Origin of the sequence: Paraburkholderia ginsengisoli NBRC 100965 (assembly GCF_000739735.1) — a bacterium.
GTDB lineage: Bacteria > Pseudomonadota > Gammaproteobacteria > Burkholderiales > Burkholderiaceae > Paraburkholderia > Paraburkholderia ginsengisoli.
Genome location: NZ_BBJF01000003.1, coordinates 152,614 through 175,577 on the forward strand (window position 1 = coordinate 152,614; position 22,964 = coordinate 175,577).

Sequence of the window (22,964 nt, forward strand, 5' to 3'; positions counted from 1 at the left end):
GATGCCTTTCGCCGGCTTTTCCTGCCGCATCAAGACCTTGAACGCGCACCACCGGCGCATCAGCGGCGCCCTACCGGTTTACCCGCTCCGTAAAGAACCGAGGTCCGTTTCGTCGAGCCATTGCCATGCGCCCGGCGCGAGCGTCGCGGGCAGCGCAAGTCCGCCGATCCGTTCGCGATGGAGCGCCTCGCAACGGTTGCCCGCCGCGGCGATCATCCGCTTGACCTGGTGGTACTTGCCTTCCATCACGGTGAGCGCGAGCGTGTGAGCGTCGCGCGCTTCGGCGTCGACGGCGGCGATCGGTCTGCTCTCGCCGTGCAGCAGCACACCGTCGCGCAGCGCGCTCAATTGCGCGTCGTCGAGCGGATGCCGCGTGGTCGCGACATACAGCTTCGGCACCTTGCGTTTCGGCGATGTGAACAGGTGGACGAACTTGCCGTCATCGGAGAGGAGCAGCAGGCCGGTGGTGTCCTGGTCGAGCCGGCCCACGCATTGCACGCCACGCTCGGCGAACTGCGGCGGCAACAGACTGAACACGCTCAGATGATGTTGCGGGTCGCGCGAACACTCGTACCCGGCGGGCTTGTTCAGCAGCAGATACGCATGCTCGCGATATGGCCAGACGACCCCGTCCACGCTGAAGCGGAAAGTGTCGTCGTGGATCGGGAAGTCGGCATCGGCGTCGGTGCAGACCGCGCCGCCGATGCTCACGCGAGCGTCGGCGACCAGCGCGCGGCATTGACGGCGCGAGCCGAAACCTTGAATGAAGAGGATGCTTTCGAGATTCATGGCGAGCGAAGAATAACACCGCAAGAAGCGGAGCGCCCCGCGGCGCCGGCCGGGCCACGATGGACTCCCCACGTAGAGCCGCAGGAGTTCATCGATGCACGCCAACCCGTCCTCATCGTCCGCGATCCGTTCGATCCGTTTGCCGGCCGCCTTCCAGCGGCTCGCGTGGTCGAATCTGGCCGCGCAATCCGCCGAGCAGATCAGTCTTGCCGCCGCGCCGCTCGTCGCCGTGTTCGCACTCGGCGCCGATGCACGCGGCACGGGGCTCCTGCAAACCGCGCAGACGCTGCCGTTCCTGTTGCTGTCGATCCCGCTCGGGGTGTGGGCCGACCGCCGCTCGCGCCGTGTGCTGATGGCGCTCGCCGAAAGCGTGCGCGTGTTCGCGATGCTTGGCGTGCTGCTGCTCGTGATGACCCACGCGTTGAGCCTGCCGCTACTTGCCGCGCTCGGCTTCATCGCCGCGACGGGGACGGTAGCCTATAACGTCGCCGCGCCTGCGCTGGTGCCGTCGATCGTGCCGCGCGAAGCGTACGCGAGCGCGAACGGCCGGCTCGAACTCGCACGCAGCGTCGCGTATTCGGCGGGGCCGGCGGTGGGCGGTCTGCTGGTCGGCTGGATCGGCGCGGGCTGGGCCTATGGCTGCGCGGCGGCGTTGTCGGCATTGGCGGTCGGTTTGCTGGCTGGGTTGCGCGAACCGCCGCGCGCCCCAGCGCCCACGCGCCGCTTCATGCTCGAACTGCGCGACGGCACACGCTTCGTGTGGCGCGACGCGCTGCTGCGGCCGATGCTCGCCACCGCCGTGTTCTTCAACCTCGGCTTCTTCATCCTGCAAGCGGTGTACGTGCCGTATGCGGTGCATCGGTTGGGACTGAGCGCGTCGGCGGTCGGCGTGACGCTCGGCGCTTATGGCGTCGGCATGGTGTGCGGCGCGCTAGCCGCGCCCGCCATCGCGCGCCGGCTGGCGTTCGGCCGCATGCTGATCATTGGGCCGTCGTGCGGGCTGCTAGCGTCGCTCGTGATGGTGGCGACGCTCGTCGCGCCGTCGTTCTGGCTCGCGACGGCGAGCTTCTTCCTGCTCGGCGCGGGACCGATCCTGTGGGTGGTCGGTTCGACGACGCTGCGCCAGGCGATCACCCCCGAGCGAATGATGGGCCGCGTGTCGGCGCTCATCAGCACGGCCACCTACGGCGCGCGGCCGGTGGGCGCGCTGATTGGCGCGGCGCTGAGCGCGCGCTGGAACGTCGACGCGTGCCTGGTCGCGGCGGCGACGGCTTTTCTGGTGCAGGCGCTGATCATCGTGATGTCGCCGGCGGCGCGGCTCGTGCGGATTCCGGAGCGTAGCGCGGTGGCCTGCTGAGATAAAAACGGATTTTCATCTCGATGTGCGGGGTATCGGTAAGCGGCCCTTCGGCTGTCGCTGCAACCAGCAGGTCCGCGCCGACGTTTTCCGGCAGCGATCCGCTCGCGCTCAGCCCGAGGTCGGCGGCGCGGCTTCGTTCCGCCTGATCGGGACGAAGCCGACCTGCAAGCCAAAGAGCTTGGCCACGCTGTTGAGGGACTCGACGGTCGGATTGCCGGTGCCGCGCTCGATGTCCTGGATGACGCGGCGGCTGACGCCTCGGTGCGCGGCGAACTCGGCCTGGGTCAGGCCCGTCATCTCGCGCATCGCTTTCATGGCCTCGGGAATCGTCATGTCGCCCCGGCCGATCCGTTCATAGAAGGCGCGGCGCAGCGCGTTCTGCTCTTCACGGGTGGGTCGGGTTCGACGTGGCATGCGGAGCCTCAGGCGGTTGAAGGGCGTTCAATTGTCGGACCTGCGTATCAATGGACGGCGTCAGGAATTCGATGATGTCGTGATCGACACCCTGCGCTTTCATGATGTCGGGCAAGCGTTCGATCTGCACGGCAAAGCGGCCCAACTCACCCGCGAGCAGCTGGCGCTCGTGGTCGGGGACAGGCAGCGCCGCCAGCACGTCGGCCCAGTCCGTCAGCTCGACCCGAGTGTCCGGCCGATACCATCTCAGCGCGCGCGGAATCAACTTGGGGTCCAGATACATCGGCGCGAAGTCGAACAGCGGCGTGAGCCGGACTTTGCCGTCGACCAGTTGCACGGCGGTATTGCGCGCGTGATTGTCGGTATTGCGCATCGCCAGATTGAGTACGTCCCGCTTGATGAATTCGAGCGTTTCGGCCGTGGGATCGCTCACGACCTTGCGGATGCCGGTCACGACTTCGAACAGGCTCGGACGCGGGTCGAAGCCAGGTAGTCCCAGGATAGATGCCACGCTTTCCTGATGAAGGCGCACGACTTTCCCGTCGCGCGCGATCCGGTCGAAGCGCGGAATCAGCAGGACGTCGCCGTGAAGGGTCGGCAAGTCCGCGTGCGTGCGGATACCCAGCGCGGCAGCCACGCGCATGTAGGCGGCTTCGTTGCGCAGGACCTTGTCGTCGGCCGCGCTATTGCCGCGCGGCAGTTTCGCGATCAGATGCTGGGCTGCGTCGGCATCGGCCAACGTGGCATCGCCGTGCAGCAGGCCCGCGTGGTCGCGGGTGAGCAGATACTTCGGCGCCGCACCCTGAACCCCGGTGGTGCCGGTGCCGAGCATCCCGTGCAGGAACATCGTCTCCTTGAACTCCGCGCTGCGCACGACGACGTCGTCGATGGTCAGGCCGGGCAGGCCGCGCGCGGCCGGGTGGCGCGCCACGTGCGTCTCGAAATAATCGACCGCCTCGGCAACGCGAATCCGGCCGACCGGATTGAACGCGCCCGCGCAGATCAGCGGGAAGTCGGCGTCCGGACCATCCGCCAGTTTCAACTCGCCCAGTAGGAAGCGACGACCCGCCCCCTGTGGGATCAGGTCGTAGAGGAAGGCGGGCAGCGTCCGGGCGTGGCGGATGTCCATATCGACGGGCTCGGCCAGGGATAGCGGAGCGTCCGTGTGGTCGACGGCATACGCCACCAGGTGATTCCACTGGCAAAGGCCGTCGTCGACGTCGATCTGCGCGCAGTCGGTCCAGCGATCGTCCAGGAATATCTGCAGGGTGCAATCCATGGGCAACTCCTTTGTGCCTCATAAATGTAGCACGATAGGGCGATCAGTGGCTTATACGCTTCTTATAAGTGCTTTTTTGCGCCGACTGGGGAGCGGGCAAGGGATGATCTGCCACGTGCCCTCCAGCCGCGGCACGGTCGGTGAAAACCCTCGAAAATGAAAATGAATTTTTTTAGCGACGGTTTTCATGTAAATATACTTTCACAATTTTCGACGACAACCGCCGCGCAGACACGCTCGCATGATCGATCCTTCCTCCGCCGCCTCAAGCTCCGCCGAGCAGGCCATCGCCACCCGCATCGCGTCGGCCATGCCGACGCTGACGCCGATTCACCGGCGCATGGGCGAGTACGTGCTGGCCAATCTGTTCCGCGCGGCGACCATGCGGATCGACGAACTCGCGAGCGTGGTCGGCGCGTCGGTGGCGACGGCCAATCGCTTCGCTCGCGCGCTCGGTTTCGACGGCTATCCGCAGTTTCGCGAGGCACTCGTGCGCGGCTTCGAGGCGACGCTCGCGCCCGTCGAGCGCCTGCGCAGCGCGCAGGAGTCGCTCGCGGCCGGCGACGACCTGGTCGACGCGTCGCTCGAGCAGGCCGCCAACAATCTGCACGCGACGCGCACCGCGATCGACCGCGCCGCCGCCGATGCCGCCGTCGAAGCGATCATCGCCGCGCGCCGGGTGTTCGTGCTCGGCTACGGCGCGAGCGCGTTCCTCGCCGGCCTGATGGAACACGGCCTGATGCCGTATCACGACAACGTGCAGTCGCTCGCGCTGATCGGCGGGCCGTCGCACGCGGCGCGTCGTCTGTTCGCTGCTAACGAGGACGACCTGGTGATCGGCATCGCGTTCCCGCGTTATGTCGAAGACACGATCGAACTCGCGCGCCGCGCGGCCAGCCGGGGGGCGCGCGTGCTGGCGCTGACCGACGGCCCGCGTTCGCCGCTTGCGCAATTCGCGAGCCTCTCGCTCTTTATTCGCGCCGACCGGCGGCTCGCGTCGAATGCCGATTCGGCGGTGCTGGCCGTGATCGAAGCGCTCTGCGACGCGGTCGCGTATCGCGCCAAACGCTCGGTGAAGGCCGCCGCCGAGGTCAGCGAATTCGTGCTGCCCTGGCTGGTCGAGCCGCAGCCCGGTTCGACCGACGGCGCGCACGAAGCCGCGCGCGCCTCGACCCGGACTCCACGAGCCACCCGAACCACCCGCACTCCCAAAACCAAACGATGAACTCCAACGCAGTCATTGCTATTCACGGCGGAGCAGGGACGATCCTGCGCGCGTCGCTGTCGGCCAGCGCCGAAACCGAATATCACGCGGCGCTGCACGCGGTGCTGAGCGCCGGACAGCGCATCCTCGCCGACGGCGGCAGCGCGCTCGACGCCGTCAGCGAAGCCGTGCGTCTGCTTGAAGACTGCCCGCTCTTCAACGCGGGACGCGGCGCGGTGTACACGGCCGCCGGCACCCATGAACTCGACGCGGCGATCATGGACGGCAGCACGCTCCAAGCCGGCGCGATCTGCTGCGTCAAGCGCGTGCGCAATCCGATCCTCGCTGCGCGCAGCGTGCTCGAACGCAGCGAACACGTGCTGTTCACCGGCGACGGCGCCGAAGCATTCGCCGCCGCGCAAGGGCTCGAATTTGTCGAGCCCGCTTACTTCGATACCGAAGCGCGTCATCGTCAGTGGCTGCTCGCGCGCGACCAGCAGCGCGCGGTGCTCGATCACGACGGCGCGACGCTCGCCGCCACGGTGACGGCGTCATTCCAAAAAGGCGAGGGCGAACCGATGCCGCACGAGCCAATCGATCCGAACCGCAAGTTCGGCACCGTCGGCGCGGTCGCGCTGGATCAGCACGGCCACGTGGCAGCGGCGACGTCGACGGGCGGCGTCACCAACAAGCAGGTCGGCCGGGTCGGCGATACGCCGCTGATCGGCGCGGGCTGCTATGCGGACGACGCGACCTGCGCGGTCTCGACCACCGGCTCCGGCGAAATGTTCATGCGCATGGTCGCCGCCTACGACGTCGCCGCGCAAATGGCCTATCGCAACGTGTCGTTGCAGGAAGCCGCTCACGACGTGGTGATGAACCGTCTGCCGAAGATCGACGGACGCGGCGGTCTGATCGCCGTCGATGCGCGCGGCAACGTCACGCTGCCGTTCAATACCGAAGGCATGTATCGCGGTTTCGCGCGGCTCGGCGAAACGCCGGTGACGGCGATCTACCGCTAGCGCGTGTCTGCCTGACGCAGCGCCGTTTGAACCCACTCGCCTGAACCCACGTTAGCCGCGTTCGAATTCAAAGGAATCACCGTGCCGACTTCATCGCACACCGCCCGTCCGCTTATCGAAACCTTGCCGCCGCAGCGCGTGCTCGCGGTCGACGATCTGTCGGTCGCGTTTCGCCGCGGCAACTCGACCTTCAACGCGGTGCGCAATCTGTCGCTCACAGTGGACCGCGGCGAGACGCTGGCGATCGTCGGCGAATCGGGCTCGGGCAAATCGGTGACCTCTCTCGCGTTGATGCGGCTGATCGAGCATGGCGGTGGGCGCCTTGCCGGCGGCAGCGTCGCATTCCGGCGCCGCGACGGCAGCGTGCTCGACCTCGCGCAAGCGTCGTCCGGCACGATGCGTTCGATTCGCGGCGCCGACATCGCGATGATCTTCCAGGAGCCGATGACCTCGTTGAATCCGGTCTTCACGGTGGGCGATCAGATCAGCGAAGCGATTGCATTGCATCAGGGCAAGAGCCGTCAGGCCGCACATGCCGAAACGCTGCGCCTGCTCGAACTCGTTCGGATTCCTGAAGCACGGCGGGTGGCGGCGCGCTTTCCGCACCAGCTGTCAGGCGGCATGCGCCAGCGCGTGATGATCGCGATGGCGCTGTCGTGCAAGCCCGCACTGCTGATCGCCGATGAGCCGACCACCGCGCTCGACGTGACGATTCAGGCGCAGATCCTGCAACTGATTCGCGGCTTGCAGGACGAGATGAACATGGGCGTGATCTTCATCACGCACGACATGGGCGTGGTCGCCGAAGTGGCGGACCGCGTGCTGGTGATGTATCGCGGCGAGAAGGTCGAGGAGGGCGCGTCGGACACGCTGTTCGCCGCGCCGTCGCATCCATACACCAAAGCGCTGCTGGCGGCCGTGCCGCGTCTAGGCGCGATGCAGGGCACCGATCAACCGGCGCGCTTTCCGATTCTCACCATCGAGCAGGCGAGTCTGAGCGGCACCGACGCCGCCGTGCGGCCCGCGGCGGCAGTCGCCGAAGAAACGCAACCGCTCGTGCAGCAAAGCACGCCGCCGATTCTGCGCGTGCGCGACCTGGTCACGCGCTTTCCGGTGCGAAGCGGCATGTTCGGTCGCGTGACGGGCCGTGTGCATGCCGTCGAGAAGGTCAGCTTCGATCTGCGGCCGGGCGAAACGCTCGCGCTCGTCGGCGAATCGGGTTGCGGCAAGTCGACCACCGGACGCTCGCTGTTGCGTCTGGTCGAAAGTCAGAGCGGCTCAATCGAATTCGACGGCAAGGAAATCAGTTCGCTGACCGGACCCGCGTTGCAGGCGTTGCGCCGCGACATCCAGTTCATTTTCCAGGATCCGTTCGCGTCGCTCAATCCGCGTCTTACCGTCGGCTTCTCGATCATGGAGCCGCTGCTCGTGCATGGCGTCGCGCAGGGTGCAGAGGCGCAGGCGCGCGTTGCGTGGCTGCTCGAAAAAGTCGGCCTGCCCGCCGAAGCCGCGCGCCGTTATCCGCACGAATTCTCCGGCGGCCAAAGGCAACGCATCGCAATTGCGCGCGCGCTCGCGTTGAATCCGAAAGTCGTGATCGCCGACGAATCGGTGTCCGCACTCGACGTGTCGGTGCAGGCGCAGATCGTCAATCTGATGCTCGATCTGCAACGCGAACTTGGCGTTGCGTACCTGTTCATTTCGCACGACATGGCCGTGGTGGAGCGCGTCAGTCATCGCGTCGCGGTGATGTATCTCGGGCAGATCGTCGAGATCGGACCGCGTCGCGCGGTGTTCGAAGCGCCCCAGCATCCGTACACGAAGAAGCTGATGGGCGCCGTGCCGGTGGCCGATCCGGCGCGCCGGCACGCGAAGCGCATGCTCGCCGCCGACGACATTCCGAGCCCGATTCGCGCGCTCGACGACGAGCCGCTCGTCGCGCCGCTGGTGGCGGTGGGACCTGATCACTACGTCGCGCAGCATCGCGTGGGCGGGGCTTACTGATCGGCGCCGCCTTCGAATCGGCAGGGCAAAAACTGAAGCAGTACCGAAACAGAACCCGAAGCAAAACGAGCCTCTCACAACCTCAACTCAGTTTCATCTCGCAGCCTGGAGCCAACCTCATGAACCTGCTGGTCCCGTCTTCTCCGTTTCGTTTGCGCACGCTGATCAGCGGCGGCGCGATGGTGTTCGCGATGCTCGCGGGCAATCTTGCGCACGCCGACACCACGGCGGTGATGGCCGTCGCGTCGAACTTCACGTCGCTCGATCCATACGACGCGAATGACACGCTGTCGCAAGCCGTCTCCAAGTCGTTCTACCAAGGCCTGTTCGGTTTCGACAAGGACATGAAGCTGGTCAACGTGCTGGCCGACAGTTACGAGGCGATCCCGGATGCGAAGGTCTACACGTTCAAGCTGCGCCACGGCGTGAAGTTCCAGGACGGCACCGATTTCAACGCGGCGGCTGTGAAAGCGAACTTCGACCGTGTGACCGATCCGGCGAACAGGTTGAAGCGCTACAACATGTTCAACCAGATCGAAAAAACCGAGGTAGTCGATCCGTACACGGTGAAGATCACGCTGAAGGCGCCGTTCTCGGCGTTCATCAACACGCTCGCGCATCCTTCGGCGGTGATGATCTCGCCAACGGCGTTGAAAAAATACGGCAAGGACATCGCGTTCCATCCGGTTGGCACGGGTCCGTTCGAACTCGTGAAGTGGGACCCGGCCGGCGATATGACGGTGAAGAAATTCACCGGCTACTGGAAGAAGGGTTATCCGAAGATCGACGCGATCGACTGGAAGCCGGTGGCCGACAACAACACGCGCGCCGCGTTGATGCGTACCGGCGAAGCGGATTTCGCATTCTCGGTGCCGTTCGAACAGGCCGCGCAATTGCAATCGAGCCCAAAGGTCGACCTGATCGCTTCGCCTTCGATTATCCAGCGCTACATCAGTCTGAACGTCAACCAGAAGCCGTTCGACAACCCGAAGGTCCGCGAAGCGCTGAACTACGCGATCAACAAGGAGGCACTGGCGAAGGTCGCGTTTGCCGGTTATGCGACGCCGGCTGACGGCGTAGTGCCGCAAGGCGTCGACTACGCGGTGAAGCTCGGCCCCTGGCCGTACGATCCGGCGAAGGCGCGCAAACTGCTGAAGGACGCGGGTTATCCGAACGGCTTCGAAACGACGCTGTGGTCCGCGTATAACCACTCGACGGCGCAGAAGGTGATCCAGTTCGTCCAGCAACAGCTGTCGCAGGTCGGCATCAAGGCCAAGGTCGAAGCGCTCGAAGCAGGTCAGAGCGTCGCGCGAGTGGAGAGCGCGCAAGACCCGGCGACCGCGCCGGTGCGGATGTATTACATCGGATGGTCGGCATCGACGGGCGAAGCGAACTGGGCGCTGTCGCCGCTGCTCGCCTCCGTGTCGGCGCCGCCGAAGCTGATGAATACCGCGTACTACAAGAACGATTCGGTCGATGGCGATCTGTCGAAGGCGCTCCTGACCACCGACCGCGCGCAGAAGGCCTCGCTCTACGGTGACGCGCAAAAGCGCATCTGGGCCGACGCGCCGTGGATCTTCCTCGTCAAGGAGAAGGTCGTGTACGCGCGCAGCAAGCGTCTGTCGGGTGCTTATGTCGCGCCGGACGGCTCGTTCAATTTCGACGAGATCGCGATCAAGTAGGTCGTGCGTGAAATCTGCGGCGCGACGTATTCGATGAAATACGCCGCTCCGCAGAGGCGCACTGTCGCGCTACCGCACTACCGCCGATCTATCGCCGCACACGACTCCTCGTTGCCCGCACATTGCCGGATTGGGTTTCATGCTGAACTTCCTCGTCAAACGTCTTAGTGGCCTGCTGCCGACGCTTTTCATCGTCGCCGTGCTGGTGTTCCTGTTCGTGCATCTGCTGCCGGGCGATCCGGCGCGGCTCGCCGCCGGCCCCGAAGCGGACGAGGCGACCGTCGCGCTGGTGCGCGCCGACCTCGGTCTCGACCGGCCGATGCCGCAGCAGTTCGTCAACTTCTTCTGGCGCATCGCGCACGGCGACTTCGGCATTTCGACGCGCAGCAAGCGGCCGGTCAGCCAGGAAATCGCCGAGCGCTTCATGCCGACGCTGTGGCTCACGATCACGAGTATGGTGTGGGCGGTCGTGATCGGCATGGCGCTCGGCATCGTCTCGGCGGTGTGGCGCAATCGCTGGCCCGACCGGCTCGGCATGACGCTCGCGGTGTCGGGCATTTCGTTTCCGGCGTTCGCGCTCGGCATGCTGCTGATGGAAATATTCTCGGTGAAGCTCGGCTGGCTGCCGATCGTCGCCGACGGCTCATGGCGCAGCTACGTGCTGCCGTCGCTGACGCTCGGCGCGGCCGTCGCGGCGGTGATGGCGCGCTTCACGCGAGCGTCGTTCGTCGAAGTGATGCACGAGGATTTCGTGCGCACCGCGCGCGCCAAGGGCGTGCCTGAGCGGTTCGTGATCGTCAAACACTGCCTGCGCAACGCGCTGATTCCCGTCATCACGATGATGGGTCTGCAATTCGGCTTTTTGCTGGGCGGCTCGATCGTGGTCGAGGTGGTGTTCAACTGGCCGGGCCTCGGGCGCCTGCTGGTGGACGCCGTGTCGATGCGCGACTATCCGGTGATTCAGGCCGAAGTGCTGTTGTTCTCGCTCGAATTCATCATCATCAATCTGATCGTGGACGTGCTGTACGCCGTGATCAATCCGACCATCCGTTTCAAGTGAGGCCCGCATGAGCATCTCTGCAACCGAGGCGAATGCGGCGACGACCGCTCTGGTGGAACGCACGATCCGCACACCGTGGAGCGAGTTCTGGCGCAAATTTCGCAAGCAGCACGTGGCGCTCGCCGCCGGCGTTTTCGTGCTGCTGCTGGTCGCGGTCGCGATTGCCGCGCCGCATATCGTGCCGTACGACCCGGAGAATTTCTTCGACTACGACGCGTTGAACGCGGGACCGTCGGCCGCGCACTGGTTCGGCGTCGACTCGCTGGGCCGCGATATTTTCAGCCGCATTCTGGCGGGCTCGCGCATTTCGCTCGAAGCGGGCTTTCTGTCGGTGGCGATCGGCGCGGTGATCGGCACTTTCTTCGGACTACTGGCCGGTTATTACGAAGGCTGGTGGGATCGCATCACGATGCGCGTCGCCGACGTGCTGTTCGCTTTCCCCGGCATTCTGCTGGCGATCGGCGTGGTCGCGATTCTCGGCAACGGCATGATCAATGTGATCTGCGCGGTGGCGATCTTCAGTATTCCCGCGTTCGCGCGGCTCGTGCGCGGCAACACGCTGATGCTCAAGCAGCTCACGTATATCGAAGCGGCGCGCAGCATCGGCGCGTCGGACTGGACCATCATCGTGCGCCACATTCTGCCGGGCACGATTTCGTCGGTGGTGGTGTACTTCACGATGCGTATCGGCACGTCGATCATCACCGCGGCGAGCCTGTCGTTTCTCGGCCTCGGCGCGCAACCGCCGACCCCCGAATGGGGCGCGATGCTCAACGAAGCGCGCGCCGACATGGTGACCGCGCCGCACATCGCGCTGTTTCCGAGCCTCGCGATCTTCCTGACCGTGCTCGCGTTCAATCTGCTCGGCGACGGCCTGCGCGACGCGCTCGATCCGAAGCTCGACCGGCCATGAGCCCGCACGACGATTCAGCACCTCACGCGCCGCCTATCGGCACGTTGGCAAGCGGGCCGCTCGGCACGATTGCGGACGTGCCGGGCGTGACTGTCGGACATTGCACCCTGGATCAGGACGCGCTGCAAACCGGCGTGACGGTGATCCGTCCGCATCGCGGCGATCCGTTTATCGACAAGGTGCCGGCCGCGGCGTCGGTGATCAACGGCTTCGGCAAAAGCATCGGGCTCGTGCAGGTCGACGAACTCGGCACGCTCGAAACCCCGATCGCGTTGACCAACACGTTCGGCGTCGCGGCGGTGGCGCAGGCGCAGATTCGCTCGGCTGTTCGTGCGAATCCGCAGATCGGGCGCGAGTGGTCGACGGTCAATCCGCTCGTGTTCGAATGCAACGACGGCTATCTGAACGACATCCAGGCGCTGGCCGTCACCGAACAGCATTTCAACGACGCGTTCGACAACGCTGGGACTGAGGTCGCGAGCGGCGCGGTCGGCGCAGGGCGCGGGATGTCGTGCTTCGATCTGAAGGGCGGCATCGGCAACGCGTCGCGTGCGGTCGAGGTGGCGGGGCGCGGCTATACGCTCGGCGCGCTGGTGCTGGCGAACTTCGGCCGTCTGCCGATGCTGACCATAGACGGCATGCCGCTTGGGCGCCTGCTGGCCGAACGCGCGCGCATGGCGCAAGCGTCCGCTGAAGCAGCAACTGCAAAGGCAACGGCGACGAAGCCCGAGCAAGGCTCGATCATCATGATCGTCGCCACCGACGCGCCGCTCGACGCGCGCCAGCTCAAGCGCCTCTCGTTGCGCGCGGCGGCGGGGCTCGCGCGAACCGGCTCGGTGTACGGCCACGGCAGCGGCGATATCGCACTGGCGTTTTCGACCGCTTATACGGTGCCGCACGCGGCCGACTTCATCGCACTGCCGCCGCTCGTCGCCGACGCGCGTCTGGACCCGCTGTTTCGCGCGTGCGCGGACAGCGTCGAGCAGGCCATCGTCGACGCGTTGTGGAGCGCCGTCTCCGTGACGGGCCGCGACGGTCATCGACGTTTATCGCTACGCGACAGCGTGCCCGATCTCGCTCAACTACTGAAGTCCACTCGCTGATGAAAGTCCTTATTTCCGCCGACATCGAAGGCGTGGCCGGCGTGTTTCATCCCGAGCAGACGCGCGCGGGCAACGGCGAGTATGAAGCCGCGCGCCGCTGGATGACGCTCGAAGCCAATGCCGCGATCGAAGGTGCGTTCGCAGGCGGCGCGACCGACGTGTGGGTCAACGACTCGCACGGCGGCTTTCGCAACCTGCTGCCCGATCTGCTCGATCCGCGCGCCCAGGTGGTGCTCGGCAAACCGCGCACGCTCGGCATGATGGCCGGGCTCGAATACGGCGCGGCGCTGGTGTTCATGATCGGCTATCACGCGATGGCGCAAACGCGCGGCATCCTTGCGCACACGATCAACAGCTTCGCGTTCGCGCGAGTGTCGTTCAACGGCGTCGAGGTTGGCGAAGCGGGCGTGTATGGCGCGCTCGCCGAAGAATATGGCGCACGTGTCGCGCTTTTATCGGGCGACGACGTGTTCGCCGAGGAAACCGCGCCGCGATTTCCACACGCGCGTTTCGTCGTCACGAAGAGCGCGACGGGGCACGCGAGCGGCGTCACGCAATCACCGGCGAGCGCGCGCGAGGCGATTCGCGGCGCCGCATGCGAAGTGGTCCGGCAGCATATCGCCGATGGCCATGCGCCGCACGCGACGCGCGCCGACGCGAAGCCGGTCGACTGCGAACTGCGCGTACAGACCAGCGCGCTTGCCGATCTGTTCTGCCAATGGCCGACGCTCGCGCGTGTCGACGCGGTGACGTTGCGCTTTAGCGCGGCGTCGGCGGAACATGCGGTGCGGATGCTGAACTGTCTGTCGGCGATGTCGTTCATGCTGCGATAGGCTCCGCCGATCCGCAGCCGCGCGCGTCTTGCCGACGCGACTATTTCGCTGCGCTTACGACCCGCGAAAAAAGGCCCCCTGACGGCACGTTTCGCGAGGAAGCGTTACTCTCTGGCATTCCGGAGGCACCGACTTTCTCACTGAGCGGAGTACAGCATGGGTAAGCAGACTATCGCGGATTATCTGGCCAGAACCCTGGCGGCAGCCGACGTCGAACGGATCTGGGGCGTGACGGGCGACAGCCTCAACGGCCTGTCGGACAGCCTGCAACGGCTCGGCTCGATCCGCTGGATGCACACGCGCCACGAAGAAGTCGCAGCCTTCGCCGCTGGCGCCGACGCCGCCGCAACCGGCAAGCTCGCCGTCTGCGCGGGCAGTTGCGGGCCGGGCAATCTGCATCTGATCAACGGGCTGTACGACTGTCATCGCAATCATCAGCCCGTGCTCGCGATTGCCGCGCATATTCCGTCGTCGGAAATCGGTCTCGGCTACTTCCAGGAAACCCATCCGCAAGAGTTGTTCAAGGAGTGTAGTCACTACGTCGAACTGGTGACGAACCCGTCGCAGTTTCCGCGCGTGCTGGCGCGGGCGATGCGCACCGCGATCGAGGAACGCGGCGTCGCGGTGATCGTGCTGCCGGGAGACGTCGCGCTCGGCGACGCGCCCGACGAAACGCCCGCATGGGCGGGTACGCTGGAGCGCTCGACGCTGGTGCCGTCCGCCGCCGACATCGACCGCCTCGCCGATCTGCTGAATCAGGCGGGCGGCGTGACGCTGCTGTGCGGCAGCGGTTGCGCGGACGCGCACGACGAAGTGGTCGCGTTCGCCGACCAGCTCGGCGCGCCGATCGTGCACGCGTTGCGCGGCAAGCAGTACATCGAATGGGACAACCCGTTCGACGTCGGCATGACCGGATTGATCGGCTTCAGCTCCGGCTATCACGCGATGATGTCCTGCGACACGCTCGTGATGCTCGGCACCGACTTTCCGTATCGCAACTTCTATCCGTCGCACGGCAACGTGGTGCAGATCGACCGGCGCGGCTCCGCGCTCGGCAAGCGCGCGCCGCTGAAGCTGGGGCTCGTCGGCGACGTCAAGGCGACGCTGCAGGCGCTGTTGCCGAAGCTCACGCGCAAGACCGACCGGCGCTTCGTCGAGAATGCGCGCAAGCATTACGCGGACACCCGCAAGGGTCTCGACGATCTCGCACGGCCCTCCGATCCGGGACGTGCGATTCATCCGCAGTACCTCACCAGCATCGTCGATAAAGTCGCCAACGAGGACGCGGTGTTCTGCGCCGATGTCGGCACGCCGACGCTATGGGCCGCGCGGTATCTGACGATGAACGGCAAGCGCGGTCTGCACGGCTCGTTCAATCACGGCTCGATGGCCAATGCGATGCCGCAGGCGCTCGGCGCGCAGGCGGCCGAGCCGGGCCGCCAGGTGATCGCGCTGTCGGGCGACGGCGGTTTGTCGATGCTGCTCGGCGACCTCCTCAGCGCGCGCCAGCTCGATCTGCCGATCAAGGTAGTGGTGTTCAACAACAGCACGCTCGGCTTTGTCGCGATGGAGATGAAGGCGGGTGGCTACCTCGAAGCGGGCACCGATCTCGCCGCGACCGATTTCGCGGCGATCGCGCGCGGCGCGGGAATCTACGGAGTCCGTATCGAACTGTCGGAGAACATCGAACCGGCGTTGCGCGAAGCGTTCGCGCATCCCGGGCCGGCGGTGATCGACGTGGTGACCGCGAAGCATGAACTCGCGTTGCCGCCGAAGATTCAGTGGGCGCAGGCGAAGGGCTTCAGTCTGTACATGCTGAAGGCGGTGTTGAATGGGCGAGGGGATGAGGTGGTGGAACTGGCGACGACTAATCTGCGCTGAGGTCGGGGCGGGGTGAGGTGAGGTGCGCTGGATGGTGCGGGCGGTTGCGGCGAGGGTAGGGCGCGCGTCGCACATCGCACATGCCATTCGCGCGCGGCAGTCTAACGTGCAGCCGCTTCCGCAGCCTCGCGCCAAGCAGAAGCATCCACAGCAGCCACACCCTCACGCCGCAGCCGCGACCGCAGCCACGCATGCCCCCAGCCTATTGCTGCCGGCTCAGCTCCCGCGCCGCACGGTCGATCACATCGGCAATCGCCTCCGCGTGCGACACCGGCGCGAGATGACTCGACGCCATCGGCACGACCTTCGCGCCCATCCTGTCGGCCATGAATTTCTGCACTTCCGGCGACACTGCCCGGTCTTTCGTCGTCAGCACGTACCACGACGGCTTGTCCTTCCAGCCGACCTGGCTGACCGTTTCGCTAAATGCTTTTTGCGCGATCGGCACCTGTGCGGCCGAGAGCACGCGCGTCACGTGCTCGGGCACGTCGGCGGCGAAGTCGGCGTGATAACGCGCGCGGTCGAGCCACAGGAAGCCGTTCGCGTCCGCGATGATGGCCTGGCCCGCGGGCGCCGGCGCGGCGCGCTTCATCAGGTCCACCGTCGATTCGTGCAGATCCGGCGCGATCGCGGCGACGTACACGAGGCCCGCGACGTTCGGCGCATTCGCGGCCGTTTCGGTGATCACGACGCCGCCCCACGAGTGCCCCACGAGAATCGTCGGACCGTCCTGGCGCGCGAGCACGCGGCGCGTGGCGGCGACATCGTCGGCGAGCGACGTGAGCGGGTTCTGCACCGAACTCACGTGGTAGCCCTTCTGCTGCAGTTTCGCAACCACGCCATTCCAGCTCGACCCGTCGACGAATGCGCCGTGGACCAGCACGATGTTGCGCACCGGGCCGGTCAGGGTCGCAGCGGCTGATCTGGGAGCGGAGGCGGTCGAAGGCGCGGGACTGGCGGGCGCGGCCGTCGGCGCGACCGGGGCCAGGACGGGGGCGGGCGCCTCGGGCGCGCTGGTTTGCGCGCCGGGCTGGTCGGCACGTTGCGCCGTGGGGGCCGCCGTTTGCGCAAAGGCGGCCGATCCCGCGAAGCACAGAGACAAAGCAGCGGCGCAAAGCAGACGTTTGGGCGACATGTGGAATCTCCGCAGGCGGAAAACTTCGACTAGCGCAACATACCGAAGCGCCCCGCCAGTGACAATCACTATCCTCGCGATTAAGTGCGGCGCTGAACCAACGCGGGTTGGTCCCAGTATTTAGGTTATATCGGGCAGGGTAAAATTGCCGGTTTTGCCGGGCCGGACCACAAGTTCGACTGGGTGATCGATATCCATACACTGGGGCGCAATTTGAATAGTGCACAGCAACAAGACGGCCTGAAACGCGGCCTGAAGAATCGCCACATCCAGTTGATCGCGCTGGGGGGCGCCATCGGCACCGGTCTCTTTCTCGGCTCCGCGAGCGTGCTGCAGGCGGCCGGCCCGTCGATGATTCTCGGCTACGCGATCGGCGGCATCATCGCCTTCATGATCATGCGGCAGCTGGGCGAAATGGTCGCGCAGGAGCCGGTCGCCGGTTCGTTCAGTCACTTCGCGTACAAGTACTGGGGCGACTTTCCCGGCTTCCTGTCGGGCTGGAACTACTGGGTGCTATACGTGCTCGTCAGCATGGCCGAACTGACGGCGGTCGGTACCTACGTGCACTACTGGTGGCCGGGCGTGCCCACGTGGGTGTCGGCGCTGGTGTGCTTCGCCGCGATCAACGCGATCAACCTCGCCAACGTCAAGGCGTACGGCGAAACCGAATTCTGGTTCGCGATCATCAAGGTCGTGGCGGTGATCGGCATGATCGTGTTCGGCGGCTTTCTGCTGATCAGCGGCCACGGCGGCCCGCAAGCGTCGATCACCAATCTGTGGAGCCACGGCGGGTTTTTCCCGCACGGTTTCCATGGGCTCTTCATGATGCTCGCGGTGATCATGTTCTCGTTCGGCGGGCTGGAACTGATCGGCATTACGGCGGCCGAAGCGGCCGATCCGCAGAAGAGCATTCCGAAGGCCGTGAATCAGGTGATCTACCGGATTCTGATTTTCTACATCTGCTCGCTCGCGGTGCTGCTGTCGCTGTATCCGTGGAATCAGGTGGCGGCGGGTGGCAGCCCGTTCGTGATGATCTTCTCGCAGATCGGCTCGACGCTGACGGCGAACGTGCTCAACGTAGTGGTGCTGACGGCGGCGCTGTCGGTGTACAACAGCGGCGTGTATGCGAATAGCCGTATGCTCTACGGTCTCGCGGAGCAGGGCAATGCGCCGCGCGCACTGATGAAGGTCGACCGGCGCGGCGTGCCGTATATGGCGATCGGGCTGTCGGCGCTCGCTACGTTCACCTGCGTGATCATCAACTATCTGATTCCGGCCGAAGCACTCGGTTTGCTGATGGCGCTGGTGGTCGCGGCGCTGGTGCTGAACTGGGCGCTGATCAGCCTGACGCATCTGAAGTCGCGCAAGGCGATGGCGGCGGCGGGCGAAACGCTCGTGTTCAAGTCGTTCTGGTTCCCGGTGAGCAACTGGATCTGCCTCGCGTTCATGGCGCTGATTCTCGTGATCCTGGCGATGACGCCGGGCCTGTCGGTCTCGGTGCTGCTCGTGCCGGTGTGGCTGCTGGTGATGTGGGGTGGCTATGCGTTCAAACGTCGGCGCGCGGAGCTGCATCGTGGGGCGCGGGTGGCAGGGCGTTAAGGCGTGTCTGTTTGCGTGAGATTGCGTGGGCGGGGATTTTTCGCTCACGCAGTTCATTGTGGCCATGGCGGCCAAATGACTTCAACGTCATAGACCAGCTGGCGGGCTCGTCGCAGCACTCAACAGGCAACAAAAAACCCGCGAAGCCTGATGCTCTCGCGGGTTTCTGGAATGCGTCGGACTATGCCGTCATGCTTGATGGCAGGGCCGGACTGAAAAAATCCTTGCTATCGATTTCCTGTAGCGGGCCTGACTGTTTTTTATTCCAAACATACCCCCAAAAATACCCCCAGACTCCGCGCGCTGCCCTGCTTATCCACAATGTTCCAACGTGTTCCGGTGCTGTATTAAAACCCAGTAGAATGATCCGTGGTCGCGCCCGATCGACGGATCGCAAACCGGGTTCCCTCACCCGGCAGGCGCGGCCTCCTTTATGAGGGGTTTTGCGTGAGGGCGCATGGACGAACTAGATTTATACCGAATCGCTGACACCTATACGCTAGTTGATGCCGCCGCCTTGCTCGTCGGGGAGAAACCGAGCCGTGTTTGCCCGCCGCGTAGAGGCATATGCAAGCGTTACCACCTCCCGCGTTTCGAACCTCTCGATAAGGGTGCCACCGATCTAAACAGTAAGGCAGATTCATTTGATGTAGCCTTGAAATCGTTGCTGCACGCCGTTGAGGGAGGGACGCTCCCGGCAAAATTGAACCTCGTGATTGACGAGGAAATGGCGGCGATGGCGCACGTGATGATGCCGGGATGTGAGATTGCCGGGCCTATCAACCCCGGCTCGGCCACCATACTCGCCGATGATCTGAGGGAATGGTTGACCTCGCGTGGTGTCAAGTCAGGTTTCTTTTTCCCGGAAGTCAGTCCATTACCGGCCAGCGATGCGGCGTTGATTGAGCGCTTGCGCGCCGCCGAAACCGCGCGCGACATATTGATGCGAGAACTCGCCGCGCTTTCAAACGTTGAGACAGAGCGCGACAACCTGCGAGAGCAGACCTCCGCGCTGGCAGATGAGGTTGGTCAATTGACGGGTTCATTAGATGCTGCCGGTACGAGAATCCGCGAACTGTCAGGCAACCAAGCACAGGGCAAAAGTAGAACTGCGATGCTTCGGCTGATCGGCGGCCTCGCCATGTCCGGACACGGTATCGATATTCATGGCGGCCGTCTTGAGGGTATTGGGCAAGTCATTTCCGATATGGCATCAAAAGGCGTCAGCGTAAGCGAGCAAATGTTGCGCGACAGACTTAAAGAGGCGGCTAAATTGATCGATCGGCTGGACCCAAAGTAACGATTTCTACCCTGAACCCCAATATTGGGAACGGTGAAACCAATATTGGGTTCTTCCTGCTCGCTCTTCTCTAGCCTTCGCTCTGTGTTCCGGGATCGTCCCGGAGCGTTCTTCCAGAGCCGAGCATGAACGAGCAAATCAAATCCGCACTCACCATCCTGCGCCGCAAACAGGTAGAAGCCGCAACTGGCCTTTCGCGCAGCACGATCTATCAGCGCATCAAAGACAAGACCTTTCCACCCGCGATTCATTTGTCGTCGCGCAGCGTTGGATGGAGGACGCGCGGGCGGTCCTGCGTGCCGTCGAGCGGCGCACGCGGGTACGCCGCGAATCGGCGACCGACAAACCCGGCGACCTGCTCGCCCGTCTCCGGGCAAATCAAGACGTGCGCACCGCCGTGATGGCGCTCATTCGCGGGGCGAATCGCGATGAGTGACCGCTCTCCGAAAATGCCCCGTCGATTCGCGAAACGGGCCGCCAGGTGGAACCGCCTCCTCGTGCAGTGTGGCGCAAAACCGCTCGATGACGCGCGCGTGCAAGCCATCTATGAGCGCCACGCCGAGCGCCAAAGAATGGCCGATCCGTGCGCTGGCTGCTTGAGCGTGACGAAAGCAGCGCAAGCCCTCGGGACGCGTCGCAGCAGCCTTTTCGAATGGCTCGACCGCGAGGGCTGGCTGCATCGGACGTTTGGCGGCGGACGGCATGCGACGAGTCACGCGCTGTCCGAGGGGTGGGCCGTTCAGCGCGGCAAGGGGGCCGTGTCGTGGCCGCAAATCACGGCGGTGGGCTTTCAGGAACTCGCTCGCCGCCTCGGCGTGAATCCGGAGGCTGACCCTGCAACGTGAGCCGACGCGCGCGAATTTTTATGCACGCATGCGCGCCCGCGCGTTGCGTGAGTCACGCGGACGCTGCCAGTGTTCGATGCAGCCGTCATGCTGCTCAGCGAGAATTCTCGAATGCTTAGCCGATGACGACCCGAAACTCAGGGTGCGAGCCGTGGCCACGGTAAAACGTTCGCGCTGGCACCTCTGACGAAGACTCGCCAAGTGCCCGCCAATATGCCTTCTGAGTGCTGACGTCCCCGCGAACGACATTACGCATTGATGCTGGCAGTCTCATGAGACAGAGACCGGCCGAGGGTGTGTCAAAACGCATGGCGCTTCGACTTGGCTAGAAAGTCGGCTTGTCAGAACGCTCTATACGGGCTTCGTGACCCTCCGGGAAGGGTAAAGCGACCCCCTAAAATCTAGTGTTTTTGAGTTTTGACACACCCTCGGCCAGTTTCGGCCGCTTAATGTTGTCTTGTAGATTTTTGACAATTGATTCGCCTCTAACGGCCCTAGACTGGCAGCGTAAGGTTCAAACTGGGCCTGCTGGTATATTTTCATTGCTCAAATAAGCGCGATTCAATAATGAAAATCATTTTTAAGTCTCTGTCGCTGGGTTTGCTGTTTGCGCTGAGCAGCGACGCCTGAAAGCTAACATTAGGAACACGTCATGGCATCAACTTTTCCCGAGTTTTCGTCGGAAACATCGTTGCCGCCAAGGGAACGTCTAGCCGCCGAACAAGTTGCCGCTCTGTACCGGACCGTAATGCCGAGTGCCATTGGCGCAATGCTCTTTGCGGTAATGCTTGCGCTCATCATTCACCACCTCGGCTACCTAAATGCGATGGCCGGCTTCCGCTGGGTGATCTATATCGCGACCTGTGTTGGCAGCCAAGTTGTGCTTTGCCTCCTCTACAAACACTCCAGTCCTTCGATTAGTCGGTGGAGTTTTTGGGCTATGTGGTTTACTGCTACGAGCCTTGCCGAAGGAATCGGCTGGGGCTGGGCATCAATTAACCTGGCTACGGGTGGAGGCGCTGAAATAATGTGCCTCACGGCTATCGGTACGGCCGGTGTTGCTGCGGGTTCCATTCAGGCTTCCAGCCACTATCTCCCGGCGTTCTTAACTCTGTTCTTGCCGGCGACAATTCCGTATGCGGTCGTTAGCTTCATGTCCGACGACGCTGTACAGTTTGCATTCGCCCCGATTGCGCTTTTCTTCATCGTGGTGGTAGGCGCTCTTGGCGTCATGGCAAATCTCTCCTTCAGACGAGGCGTTAGGCTGAGGATCATGGTGGAAGAGTTAGCCGTCGATCTAAGGCATCAAAAGGAGATTGCCGAGGAGGCTAATCGTGCCAAATCCAGTTTTCTTGCAGCTGCCAGTCATGACCTGCGTCAGCCCATCCACGCGCTGAGTCTGTTTGTCGGCGCGCTGCGCGAAGTCCCGGTGTCACCCGGTACGGAGCGCCTGATTGAGCAGATCGACGCGTCGGCCAATGCCATGGACAGACTTTTTACCGCTTTGCTGGATATCTCCAAGCTCGATGCCGGCGTCGTACCCGTGGACCGCCGACCTTTTTTGATTAGTCAGGTTCTCGATCGCGTCTGTCGCGACTATACGGCCGAAGCCGCAGACAAAGGCCTCACCCTCTCATGTGTACCCTGCCGCGTAACCGTCGATTCCGATCCGACGCTTGTCGAGCGCATCGTGCGTAACCTCGTGTCCAATGCCGTGCGTTATACCGATGGCGGCAAGATCGTGGTGGGATGCCGACGCAGGGGCCCATTTATCGCGATACAAGTGTGGGACACCGGACGCGGGATATCGTCAGATCAACAGGCTCGCGTGTTCAAGGAGTACTACCAGGTCGGCAATCCAGAACGGGACCGCGAAAAGGGACTCGGGCTTGGCCTGGCGATCGTCCGCCGTCTGACGGACCTTCTGGAATGCCCGTTGACTCTGAGTTCGGAGCCTGGACGAGGGTCGTGTTTCGAGGTTTCGATCGCACAGACGAACCGCGTTGCGAGCCCACTGGAGGTATTCGTTAACGAACGCCACGGTATGTTTTCGACGGGATTTGTCGTGGTCATTGACGACGAACAGGCCATCCGCGAAGGCATGTTGGATTTACTCACCCAATGGGGATATGAAGTTCTCGTGGCTGGCTCTGCAGACGAGGCCATCGAGAGGCTTTCGACACGTACGACGCGGCCCGATCTGCTGGTCTGTGACCTTCGCCTGCGTGAAGACGAGAATGGAATAGAGGCGATTGGAAGACTGCGCAGTGAATACAACGAGAACATTCCCGCGATGTTGATCACCGGCGATACGGCCGCCAGCCGCTTGCAGGAGGCTCAGGCCAGCGGACTCTTGCTGCTTCACAAGCCGGTTTCCAACAGCAAACTGAGAGCGGCGATCACCAGACTCATTACCACGGGATCAGACCGGCAACTGATCCCAGACACGAAAACCTAGCTCAGGCCGGCCTTACGAACTCCCCAAAAGAGCCAGCGAAGTGCCGTGTGCGATTACCATACGTTTGTTCGGCAACGGAGGGG

Annotated in this window: 19 protein-coding genes; 15 read left to right on the forward strand and 4 right to left on the reverse strand. The window is 64.0% G+C overall.

What is annotated here, in order from left to right:
* Nucleotides 1-78: 78 nt before the first annotated feature.
* Entirely contained in the window at nucleotides 79-789 is a 711-nt protein-coding gene (locus BGI01S_RS01730) for a pseudouridine synthase (protein ID WP_042322536.1), read from the reverse strand.
* Nucleotides 790-883: 94 nt separating this feature from the next.
* Between BGI01S_RS01730 and BGI01S_RS01735 the strand changes: the two genes are divergently transcribed.
* On the forward strand, nucleotides 884-2,146 hold the full coding sequence (locus tag BGI01S_RS01735) for an MFS transporter (protein WP_042321542.1): 1,263 nt from the start codon (nucleotides 884-886) through the stop codon (nucleotides 2,144-2,146).
* 111 nt (nucleotides 2,147-2,257) lie between these two features.
* Here BGI01S_RS01735 and BGI01S_RS01740 read toward each other — a convergent pair whose 3' ends face one another.
* Both BGI01S_RS01740 and BGI01S_RS01745 read right to left on the reverse strand, forming a co-directional pair.
* Nucleotides 2,258-2,563: a helix-turn-helix domain-containing protein gene (locus tag BGI01S_RS01740; protein ID WP_042321543.1), complete on the reverse strand. Its 306-nt coding sequence runs from the start codon at nucleotides 2,561-2,563 to the stop codon at nucleotides 2,258-2,260.
* Nucleotides 2,535-3,842, reverse strand: coding sequence for a type II toxin-antitoxin system HipA family toxin (locus BGI01S_RS01745; protein WP_042321545.1), 1,308 nt, complete (start codon nucleotides 3,840-3,842; stop codon nucleotides 2,535-2,537). Before BGI01S_RS01745 ends, BGI01S_RS01740 begins: the two co-directional genes overlap by 29 nt.
* A gap of 241 nt (nucleotides 3,843-4,083) precedes the next feature.
* Here BGI01S_RS01745 and BGI01S_RS01750 point away from each other — a divergent pair, with 241 nt between their 5' ends.
* The 9 genes from BGI01S_RS01750 (at nucleotide 4,084) to poxB (ending at nucleotide 15,544) form a co-directional block, all read left to right on the forward strand.
* A complete protein-coding gene (locus BGI01S_RS01750) occupies nucleotides 4,084-5,067 on the forward strand; it encodes a MurR/RpiR family transcriptional regulator (protein ID WP_042321547.1) in 984 nt (327 codons plus the stop codon).
* Nucleotides 5,064-6,068, forward strand: a complete 1,005-nt coding sequence (locus BGI01S_RS01755; protein ID WP_042321549.1) for an isoaspartyl peptidase/L-asparaginase family protein — start codon at nucleotides 5,064-5,066, stop codon at nucleotides 6,066-6,068. The genes BGI01S_RS01750 and BGI01S_RS01755 overlap by 4 nt, the downstream gene beginning before the upstream one ends.
* Before the next feature lie 81 nt (nucleotides 6,069-6,149).
* Nucleotides 6,150-8,072, forward strand: coding sequence for a dipeptide ABC transporter ATP-binding protein (locus BGI01S_RS01760; protein ID WP_042321551.1), 1,923 nt, complete (start codon nucleotides 6,150-6,152; stop codon nucleotides 8,070-8,072).
* Nucleotides 8,073-8,191: 119 nt separating this feature from the next.
* Nucleotides 8,192-9,754 carry a glutathione ABC transporter substrate-binding protein GsiB gene (gene gsiB / locus BGI01S_RS01765; protein WP_042321552.1) on the forward strand — a complete coding sequence of 521 codons (1,563 nt, stop codon included), beginning with the start codon at nucleotides 8,192-8,194 and terminating at the stop codon, nucleotides 9,752-9,754.
* A 139-nt stretch (nucleotides 9,755-9,893) separates the two neighbouring features.
* Nucleotides 9,894-10,814: a glutathione ABC transporter permease GsiC gene (gene gsiC, locus BGI01S_RS01770; RefSeq protein WP_042321553.1), complete on the forward strand. Its 921-nt coding sequence runs from the start codon at nucleotides 9,894-9,896 to the stop codon at nucleotides 10,812-10,814.
* 7 nt (nucleotides 10,815-10,821) lie between these two features.
* Entirely contained in the window at nucleotides 10,822-11,727 is a 906-nt protein-coding gene (gene gsiD, locus BGI01S_RS01775; RefSeq protein ID WP_042321555.1) for a glutathione ABC transporter permease GsiD, read from the forward strand.
* Nucleotides 11,724-12,830, forward strand: coding sequence for a DmpA family aminopeptidase (locus BGI01S_RS01780; protein WP_042321556.1), 1,107 nt, complete (start codon nucleotides 11,724-11,726; stop codon nucleotides 12,828-12,830). The genes gsiD and BGI01S_RS01780 overlap by 4 nt, the downstream gene beginning before the upstream one ends.
* On the forward strand, nucleotides 12,830-13,663 hold the full coding sequence (locus tag BGI01S_RS01785) for a M55 family metallopeptidase (RefSeq protein ID WP_042321558.1): 834 nt from the start codon (nucleotides 12,830-12,832) through the stop codon (nucleotides 13,661-13,663). The genes BGI01S_RS01780 and BGI01S_RS01785 overlap by 1 nt, the downstream gene beginning before the upstream one ends.
* 156 nt (nucleotides 13,664-13,819) lie before the next feature.
* Entirely contained in the window at nucleotides 13,820-15,544 is a 1,725-nt protein-coding gene (poxB, locus tag BGI01S_RS01790; RefSeq protein WP_042321560.1) for a ubiquinone-dependent pyruvate dehydrogenase, read from the forward strand.
* Between the two features lie 202 nt (nucleotides 15,545-15,746).
* On the opposite strand, the gene BGI01S_RS01795 is transcribed toward poxB, so the two are convergent.
* Nucleotides 15,747-16,679: an alpha/beta fold hydrolase gene (locus tag BGI01S_RS01795; protein WP_042321562.1), complete on the reverse strand. Its 933-nt coding sequence runs from the start codon at nucleotides 16,677-16,679 to the stop codon at nucleotides 15,747-15,749.
* Nucleotides 16,680-16,892: 213 nt separating this feature from the next.
* Here BGI01S_RS01795 and BGI01S_RS01800 point away from each other — a divergent pair, with 213 nt between their 5' ends.
* From BGI01S_RS01800 to BGI01S_RS01815, 5 genes are all read left to right on the forward strand, one after another.
* Entirely contained in the window at nucleotides 16,893-18,278 is a 1,386-nt protein-coding gene (locus BGI01S_RS01800; protein WP_042321564.1) for an amino acid permease, read from the forward strand.
* A gap of 457 nt (nucleotides 18,279-18,735) precedes the next feature.
* The gene (locus tag BGI01S_RS01805; RefSeq protein WP_042321566.1) at nucleotides 18,736-19,578 is read left to right on the forward strand and encodes a hypothetical protein; all 843 of its coding nucleotides are present in this window, start codon (nucleotides 18,736-18,738) and stop codon (nucleotides 19,576-19,578) included.
* A gap of 125 nt (nucleotides 19,579-19,703) precedes the next feature.
* Nucleotides 19,704-19,979, forward strand: a complete 276-nt coding sequence (locus BGI01S_RS29170) for an AlpA family phage regulatory protein (protein ID WP_084585238.1) — start codon at nucleotides 19,704-19,706, stop codon at nucleotides 19,977-19,979.
* A gap of 171 nt (nucleotides 19,980-20,150) precedes the next feature.
* A complete protein-coding gene (locus tag BGI01S_RS30460) occupies nucleotides 20,151-20,423 on the forward strand; it encodes a phage antirepressor KilAC domain-containing protein (protein WP_255219633.1) in 273 nt (90 codons plus the stop codon).
* Nucleotides 20,424-21,075: 652 nt separating this feature from the next.
* A complete protein-coding gene (locus BGI01S_RS01815; RefSeq protein ID WP_042321569.1) occupies nucleotides 21,076-22,881 on the forward strand; it encodes an ATP-binding response regulator in 1,806 nt (601 codons plus the stop codon).
* The last annotated feature ends 83 nt before the right edge of the window (nucleotides 22,882-22,964 follow it).

Excerpts from the sequence above, each read along its gene's own strand:
- BGI01S_RS01730 (WP_042322536.1), bottom strand. The coding sequence starts at position 789 with ATGAATCTCGAAAGCATCCTCTTCATTCAAGGTTTCGGCTCGCGCCGT.
- BGI01S_RS01735 (WP_042321542.1), top strand. The coding sequence starts at position 884 with ATGCACGCCAACCCGTCCTCATCGTCCGCGATCCGTTCGATCCGTTTG.
- BGI01S_RS01740 (WP_042321543.1), bottom strand. The coding sequence starts at position 2,563 with ATGCCACGTCGAACCCGACCCACCCGTGAAGAGCAGAACGCGCTGCGC.
- BGI01S_RS01745 (WP_042321545.1), bottom strand. The coding sequence starts at position 3,842 with ATGGATTGCACCCTGCAGATATTCCTGGACGATCGCTGGACCGACTGC.
- BGI01S_RS01750 (WP_042321547.1), top strand. The coding sequence starts at position 4,084 with ATGATCGATCCTTCCTCCGCCGCCTCAAGCTCCGCCGAGCAGGCCATC.
- BGI01S_RS01755 (WP_042321549.1), top strand. The coding sequence starts at position 5,064 with ATGAACTCCAACGCAGTCATTGCTATTCACGGCGGAGCAGGGACGATC.
- gsiB (WP_042321552.1), top strand. The coding sequence starts at position 8,192 with ATGAACCTGCTGGTCCCGTCTTCTCCGTTTCGTTTGCGCACGCTGATC.
- gsiC (WP_042321553.1), top strand. The coding sequence starts at position 9,894 with ATGCTGAACTTCCTCGTCAAACGTCTTAGTGGCCTGCTGCCGACGCTT.
- gsiD (WP_042321555.1), top strand. The coding sequence starts at position 10,822 with ATGAGCATCTCTGCAACCGAGGCGAATGCGGCGACGACCGCTCTGGTG.
- BGI01S_RS01780 (WP_042321556.1), top strand. The coding sequence starts at position 11,724 with ATGAGCCCGCACGACGATTCAGCACCTCACGCGCCGCCTATCGGCACG.
- BGI01S_RS01785 (WP_042321558.1), top strand. The coding sequence starts at position 12,830 with ATGAAAGTCCTTATTTCCGCCGACATCGAAGGCGTGGCCGGCGTGTTT.
- poxB (WP_042321560.1), top strand. The coding sequence starts at position 13,820 with ATGGGTAAGCAGACTATCGCGGATTATCTGGCCAGAACCCTGGCGGCA.
- BGI01S_RS01795 (WP_042321562.1), bottom strand. The coding sequence starts at position 16,679 with ATGTCGCCCAAACGTCTGCTTTGCGCCGCTGCTTTGTCTCTGTGCTTC.
- BGI01S_RS01805 (WP_042321566.1), top strand. The coding sequence starts at position 18,736 with ATGGACGAACTAGATTTATACCGAATCGCTGACACCTATACGCTAGTT.
- BGI01S_RS29170 (WP_084585238.1), top strand. The coding sequence starts at position 19,704 with ATGAACGAGCAAATCAAATCCGCACTCACCATCCTGCGCCGCAAACAG.
- BGI01S_RS30460 (WP_255219633.1), top strand. The coding sequence starts at position 20,151 with ATGGCCGATCCGTGCGCTGGCTGCTTGAGCGTGACGAAAGCAGCGCAA.
- BGI01S_RS01815 (WP_042321569.1), top strand. The coding sequence starts at position 21,076 with ATGGCATCAACTTTTCCCGAGTTTTCGTCGGAAACATCGTTGCCGCCA.